This is a genomic window from Luteibacter rhizovicinus, assembly GCF_004342265.1.
In the GTDB taxonomy this organism is placed as follows: domain Bacteria; phylum Pseudomonadota; class Gammaproteobacteria; order Xanthomonadales; family Rhodanobacteraceae; genus Luteibacter; species Luteibacter rhizovicinus_B.
Genome location: NZ_SMCS01000020.1, coordinates 1 through 1,274, shown reverse-complemented (window position 1 = coordinate 1,274; position 1,274 = coordinate 1). Strand labels below are relative to the sequence as shown.

The window sequence follows — 1,274 nt, the reverse complement described above, 5'->3', positions numbered from 1 at the left end:
CGTGTATGGACCCAGGACATAGGTAACAGGTGTGCCAGGACATGGGTTACACCTTGGCCGGGCTTTTTCCCGCCGAGGTGCCGTGTGCCATGCCCTGGAAGGAGACGACCGCCATGTCGTTGCGCGCCGAGTTTCTGGCTCTGGCCAAGAGCCGCCATGTCCCCATTAGTCAGCTAGCTCTGCGGTTCGGGATCAGCCGCAAGACCGCCCATAAATGGCTTCGCCGCGAAGCGGCTGGCGAACCGGTAAGCGAGCACTCGCGCCGGCCGCGCCATTCGCCGTGCCAGACCTCCGCCGCGGTGGAGGCCGCCGTCGTGAAGCTCCGGCTCGCGCAGCCCGCGTGGGGCGGTCGCACCCTCAGTCGTATTCTGAGGGATAGCGGTCAGGACGCTCCGCCCCCGAGTACGGTGAACCACATCTTGCGACGCCATGGGTTGCTAGGCCGAGATCGGGCGATATCGGCCACTCACTGGCACCGCTTTGAACATCCCGGACCGAACGATCTGTGGCAGATGGACCATAAGGGACCGATATGTGTCGGTCAGCGTCCGTGTTCACCCTTGACCGTTCTGGATGATCATTCTCGTTACAACCTGATACTCAAGGCTAGCTCGGATTTGCGCGGAGCATCCGTCAAAGACGCGCTCACCGAAGCATTTCGTCGTTACGGACTGCCGCTGCGTATGAACATGGATAACGGCAGTCCCTGGGGGATCGGTTACGGCCATTCACGCAGTCTTTCGACACTCGCCCTCTGGTTGGTTCGCCTTGGCATCCACCTGAGTTTCAGTGCACCGTTTCATCCGCAGACCAACGGCAAGATCGAGCGTTTTCATCGAACACTGAAGGTGGAACTCCTCTCCCGTTATACCTTCACCAGCTTCGCGCAGGCGCAGCTCGCTTTCGATCGGTGGCGTGACATCTATAACGGCCTGCGGCCTCATCAGGGCATCAACATGGACGTGCCGGTGGATCGCTACCAGGCCAGTCCGCGAGCATTCCCCGAGGTGTTTCCCGAGATTGAATACGCACCCGACGATCAGCTTCTGAAGGTCGCCATGCGCGGTCGATTACGCTTCAAGGGTCGCATCCACCAAGTCTCTGTCGCCCTGAGCGGATACATCGTCGCAGCACGCCCACACCCAGACCGTGACAGCGTCTACGACCTCTATTTTTCCCACCACCGGATCGGAACGATTGACCTTAATGAACCGGCGTAAGGTGTAACCCATGTCCTGGCACACCTGTTACCTATGTCCCGGCACGGAACACGT

At 60.1% G+C, this 1,274-nt stretch carries 1 protein-coding gene; it reads left to right on the top strand.

The window, feature by feature from the left end; all coding sequences use genetic code 11:
• Nucleotides 1-89 precede the first annotated feature (89 nt).
• Nucleotides 90-1,220: an IS481 family transposase gene (locus tag EC912_RS19265; protein ID WP_132147729.1), complete on the top strand. Its 1,131-nt coding sequence runs from the start codon at nt 90-92 to the stop codon at nt 1,218-1,220.
• The last annotated feature ends 54 nt before the right edge of the window (nt 1,221-1,274 follow it).

Bases quoted from the DNA above. Each gene is read 5' to 3' on its own strand.
- EC912_RS19265 (WP_132147729.1), top strand. From the start codon at position 90: ATGCCCTGGAAGGAGACGACCGCCATGTCGTTGCGCGCCGAGTTTCTG.